The 4,995-nt window shown below is 68.8% G+C and carries 5 protein-coding genes and 1 pseudogene; 4 read left to right on the forward strand and 2 right to left on the reverse strand.

Annotated elements, in window-relative coordinates; all coding sequences use genetic code 11:
- The first annotated feature begins 116 nt into the window (after positions 1–116).
- Positions 117–872, forward strand: a complete 756-nt coding sequence (locus Q0066_RS16490) for a 2,3-bisphosphoglycerate-dependent phosphoglycerate mutase (protein ID WP_298134988.1) — start codon at positions 117–119, stop codon at positions 870–872.
- On the opposite strand, the gene Q0066_RS16495 is transcribed toward Q0066_RS16490, so the two are convergent.
- Together Q0066_RS16495 and Q0066_RS16500 are read right to left on the reverse strand one after the other, a co-directional pair.
- Positions 809–1,834 (reverse strand): alpha/beta hydrolase, encoded by a 1,026-nt coding sequence (locus tag Q0066_RS16495; protein WP_298134989.1) that lies wholly within the window; start codon positions 1,832–1,834, stop codon positions 809–811. The two genes, Q0066_RS16490 and Q0066_RS16495, sit on opposite strands and share 64 nt — an antisense overlap.
- The gene (locus tag Q0066_RS16500; RefSeq protein WP_298134990.1) at positions 1,831–2,559 is read right to left on the reverse strand and encodes a VC0807 family protein; all 729 of its coding nucleotides are present in this window, start codon (positions 2,557–2,559) and stop codon (positions 1,831–1,833) included. Before Q0066_RS16500 ends, Q0066_RS16495 begins: the two co-directional genes overlap by 4 nt.
- A 258-nt stretch (positions 2,560–2,817) precedes the next feature.
- Here Q0066_RS16500 and Q0066_RS16505 point away from each other — a divergent pair, with 258 nt between their 5' ends.
- From Q0066_RS16505 to Q0066_RS16515, 3 genes and pseudogenes are all read left to right on the forward strand, one after another.
- A complete protein-coding gene (locus Q0066_RS16505; protein WP_298134991.1) occupies positions 2,818–3,378 on the forward strand; it encodes a DUF308 domain-containing protein in 561 nt (186 codons plus the stop codon).
- 169 nt (positions 3,379–3,547) lie between these two features.
- The gene (locus tag Q0066_RS16510) at positions 3,548–4,282 is read left to right on the forward strand and encodes a CPBP family intramembrane glutamic endopeptidase (protein ID WP_298134993.1); all 735 of its coding nucleotides are present in this window, start codon (positions 3,548–3,550) and stop codon (positions 4,280–4,282) included.
- 121 nt (positions 4,283–4,403) lie between these two features.
- Positions 4,404–4,967: pseudogene (locus tag Q0066_RS16515) on the forward strand (formate dehydrogenase); the annotation flags it as partial.
- Positions 4,968–4,995 lie beyond the last annotated feature (28 nt).

Here is a 4,995-nt window from a genome sequence, read left to right on the forward strand (position 1 = left end):
CCGTGGCCGTCTCGGCGATCTTCGCCGCTCTGACCTGGGTGGCCTGGTCGCGACTCCAGTTGGATCGCTGAATGTGAATATCGTTGGGCGAGCTTGTCGAGAGGAGAGGTGTCAGATTGCCCGGGACGTCGACGGCTGCCGAAGCCGGCAACACACTGGTGCTCGTCCGCCACGGCCAGAGTCAGGCGAATGCGGACGGCCTGTTCACCGGCCTGCTCGATGTCCCGCTGACCGATCGCGGCCGATCTGAGGCCGCTCGTGCGGCACGGATGCTCAACGATGTGGGCCTCGCCCCACCGGCATGGTTCTGCTCGCCGTTGCGCCGGGCCCGCGAGACCGCGGCGATCCTGACCGCCGAGCTGCGTCGTCCACCACGCAACACGGTGTGGGACTGGCGGTTGGCCGAACGCAACTACGGCGCGCTCACCGGCCGCACCAAGCAAAGCGTGCTGACCGAGTACGGCCAGGAGCAGTTCCTCGCCTGGCGGCGCTCGGTCGACGTGGCCCCGCCGCCGATGTCGGACGAGCAGCGCGCGACCCTCGGGGACGCGCCGGCGGCACTGGGGCTGACCGAGGCGCTCGCCGACGTCGTCGTCCGGGTCGGGGCGGTCTGGCGTGACGAGATCGAACCGGCGCTGCGCCGCGACGGGAGCGCGCTGGTGCTTGCCCACGGCAACTCGCTGCGCGCTCTGTGCGTCGTCCTGGACGCGCTGACCCACGCCGAGGTGCAGGCGCTCAACATCCCCACCGGCCATCCGCTGATCTACCGGATCGCGAGCGATGGCCGGCCCCTGGTTCGGGGCGGACGTTACCTCGACCCGATCACCGCCCACGCCGCCGCGGCCCGGATCGCCCAGGAGGGCGGCACGTGAACCCGATCGACGCGGTGCGGGAGATCCGCCCAGCCCTGGCCGACTGACCGCCGTCGAGTCGGGCGAGGTGGGCCACTTCGTCTGGTCGACGCCGGTACCGCGACCGGTCGGGAGTCGTCGTGCTGCTGGCGGATAGCGAGACAGATCTCGTCGCGGACGGCCTCGTCCAGGAAGCCGTAGTGGTCGCCCGGGAAGCGGTGTGCGCAGACCTGCGGTGAGTGTCGGGCGAGCATGCGGACGAACGGCGCGGAGGCGTCCTGGTCGCCCGCGAAAGCGTGCAGAGGGCCGACGGCACCGCACGGGTCGAAGCCCCAGCCCCGGGGTCCCCACACGGCGAGCAGATCGGAGGCGATGGCGCCGGGACCAGCGGCGGCGCTCTGGGCGGACATGGCGCCCAGCATCCGCCGCTGGACGGGGTCCTCCAGCACGGCACGCAGCAACCCGCGGTCGGCGCGCGGGAACAGCGCGAGTGCCCGCGACTGCGCTCGCGGGTCGTCCAGGTGCTCGGCGGCGACACCTGAGGCCCGGGCCAGCAGGGGAGCGAGCACCCGGCGAATCAGCCACGGCGCATGTCGGCAGCAGAACGTGATCGCACGCTGCTGACGGTTGAGTCCGGAGGAGCCCGCGGGCGGCGCAGGGTTGATCAGCGCCGCGCCGCTGACTCGTCCGGGTAGGGCGTGTGCGCAAGCCAGGGCGAGTGAGGCGCCCGCCGACCAGCCGGCCACCACGAAGCGTCCGAGCCCGAGTTCGTCGGCGGTCAGGCCCAGCCGGCGACCCCAGGCGACCAATGGGTGTTCCTCGGTGGTCGGCTGCGCCACCGGTTCCGGGCGAGGCACCGAGATCAGCCGGACGCCGCGGTGCTGGGCGGCGTCCCCGAGCAACGCCGCCTCGGCGGGCCCCGAGTTGGTCCCGTGGAAGTAGAGGCACGGCACGCCGTCCGCTGCTCCGAACTCCTCGATCATCGGTGCTCCAACTCCGGCGCGGAACTCTGCGATGCGACCTTCGCGGGGGCCCTCGGTCCGGCTGCGCTAGGCCAGCCCGCCGGCAGCAGCGGATGCAGTTCGGGAGTGCGGCGCGCGGCGCGGGCGATGTAGACGGCATTCCAGACGCCCAGTCCGGTCAGGCCAACGGTCATCCACAGAGTGGAGAGACCCACCGCCCAATCGATCGGCAGCACCGCGACCATCGGAATGCGCAGCAGTGATTCCGCCACCAACCCAACACCCCAACCTACGGTGCTGACCCGGAACGCCCGGCGCGCAGCCGGCACGGTCCGGTAGAGCTCGTCCAACTCGGCCGCCCGCCCAGGCTTCCACGACTGTGCTGCCGACAGCGTCATTGGTTGCCGTGAAGCGAGGCTGAGCAAGAACATCGCGCCGATCGTCGCCGTCCCGGCCGAATCCTTGAGAAGTATCCAGCGAGCATCGCCGCCGACGAAGGCCAGGGCGAAGCCGACCCCGAAGACGGCGAGCATCATGCCCGCGAACCAAGTCAGTCGTCGCTGCCGAATCGCCACCCAGGCCAGCCGGACGCCGGCAGCCAGGCCTGCGGTGAGCAGGGCGAGCTGATCGGAGGCGCCGGCGAAATGGAGGGCGTAGTAGCCGACCAGCGGCAGCCCGATGTCGGCGAGGAGGCCCGGCAGCGGATTCCCGTCCCGGGCTGCACGGCCGTATGCAGTAGGTGCCATAACACTGGTATATATCAATGTTATACCGCTGGCAAGACCTGTTCGGGCCGTCTCCCCTGTCCCTCCTCCCCGCGGCGGGGGGTGCATCAAGGACCCCCGCCGGGCGTCCGCACCCTGCTCGAGATCCCCTCGATCGGGCTCGAAATCCCCTATATCTAGGGGCTGTTTCTCGCTGAATGGTGGCGATCTCGGCACGTAAGCTGAGTGTTGACTCGAACCCACACGAGCAGAACTCGATTCATAAAAAGGGAGTTTGGCGTGTCTTCAACCAATGTGACCACGGCATCTCGAAGTACCCGTGTCGCTCTTATGGTCGGCGGGGTGGTCGGTGTGCTGTTCGGTATCGCCGTTCTCTCCTGGCCGACAAAGGCAGCTGTCGCGGTGACGATGCTGATCGCCGCGTGGGCCCTTGTCGCGGGGCTCACCTATGTGTTCATGTCCATCTTCGCCAAAGAGATGGGCGTCGGCGCCAGGATCGGACACGTTCTTCTCGGATTGCTCTACATCGTCGCCGGAATCGTCGCATTCTCCGAACTGCAGCAGTCGGCGGCTTTTCTCGCCATCTTCGTCACCGTGATGGTCGGAATCATGTGGATCATCGAAGGGTTCACCGCACTGTTCACCCTCGGCGGCAATCAGGGCTCGCGTATTCTCACCATCGTCTTCGCCATCATCTCGATCATCGCCGGCGTCACCTTGGTGACGAGCCCGCTGTGGGGAGCGCTGTTCCTGTGGTGGCTCGTGGGCATCTCGCTCCTGGTCCTCGGCGTCATCAACTTCCTCCGCGGACTGGCAGGGTCTAAGTCCGATCGCGGCTGACAGCCCCCGCATCGGCGTGGCTTGCCCCTGAACTCCACCCTGGGGTGGATGACCAGGATCAAACCGGTCTCCGATGCGCGAGGAGGGTCTGGGGGCGACGATCGGGACATGTCCGTTGCTGCCGTGCCGATCTACGTCACGACGATCCGCGCGCTCGGCTGGTGACGGCATGAACGCCGTGGGGGATCGCGCCAGCGCGCCGGTGGTGTGCGGGCTGCGCACGGTCGGCGGGTTGTTCGCCGGCGTCGTGTGCCTGACCGCTGCCGTCGGGATCGTCACCGCACCGCTCGTCGCCGACCCGCTCGTGCGCGCCCTGTTCGGCGTGGCACTGCTCACCGTCGTGGCGGTTCTGGTCAGGCCGTGGTTCGGCAGTTGGCGGGATCTCGGCATGCACCGTCAGGTCCGGCAGCCGTGGCTGCTCGCCACGCCCGCGGTGATCGCCGGGGCGCCGCTGCTGTGGGGCGTTCAATGGCCTCCGGCCGCAGCGTTCGGCATCCTCGCCGCCGGCTACCTGCTCACCGGCTTCACGGAGGAGCTTCTCTGGCGCGGCATGGCGCTGCGGGCGCTGGAGCGTAGCCGTCCGCTCGTCGCGGTGCTCGTGACCTCCGCGTTGTTCGGGCTCAGTCATCTCGTGAACCTGCTGTACCGCGACAACGCCGGGCTCGTGCTCGCGCAAGTGTGGGGCGCGTTCTGCTTCGGCGTCGGCTATGCGGCGCTGCGCCGACGGATCGGCTCGATCCTCCCGCTCATGCTGCTGCACGCCGTCACCGACTTCGCCGGCCGCATCACCGCGGGTCCCGCGATCCTCTTCTTCGTGATGCAGGACGCCGTGCTGCTCGGCTTCGGGCTCGTGCTGGTGCTGCGCGAGCGGGGAGTCCCGTCCTCAGCTCAGCTCGTCGGGTAGCGGTCGGCGTACAGATCGACGATCGCGTCGAGGTGGCGGCCCCAAGAGCGACCGGGCGTGTCCGATGTCTCATCCCCTCGGCCTCTGCCCTGTGACAGCTGTTTGGACTATCGTGCGATCCATGGCGCGGTTCATCCCGTTGGAGTGGCCGGTAATCCGGCAGCTCACCTCGTCCGACAAGCTCGGACGAGGCGAGGCCGTGACGTCGCACAAGACGCAGTCCATCGCCCCGCGGACGGCCACCGCCGACCGGGTCGTGCAGAGCGTCTGTCCCTATTGCGCGGTCGGCTGCGGCCAACGCGTCTACGTCAAGGACGAGAAGGTCATCCAGATCGAGGGCGATCCCGACTCGCCCATCTCGCGCGGCCGGCTGTGCCCGAAGGGGTCGGCCAGCGAGCAGTTGGTGAACGCGCCGGGACGCCAGATCGAGATCCGCTACCGGGCGCCGTACGCCACGGAGTGGGAGAGCTTGTCGCTGGATCGTGCGATCGAGATGATCGCCGATCGGTTCATCGAGTCGCGCCGGCGCTGGTGGCAGGACACCGATGAGCACGGACGCCCGCTGCGCCGCACCATGGGCATCGCCTCGCTGGGCGGCGCGACGCTCGACAACGAAGAGAACTACCTGATCAAGAAGCTCTTCACGGCGGCCGGGGCGATCCAGATCGAGAACCAGGCCCGTATTTGACACTCCGCCACGGTTCCCAGTTTGG

The sequence above is a fragment of the Micropruina sp. genome (genome assembly GCF_027492755.1).
In the GTDB taxonomy this organism is placed as follows: Bacteria; Actinomycetota; Actinomycetes; order Propionibacteriales; family Propionibacteriaceae; genus Micropruina.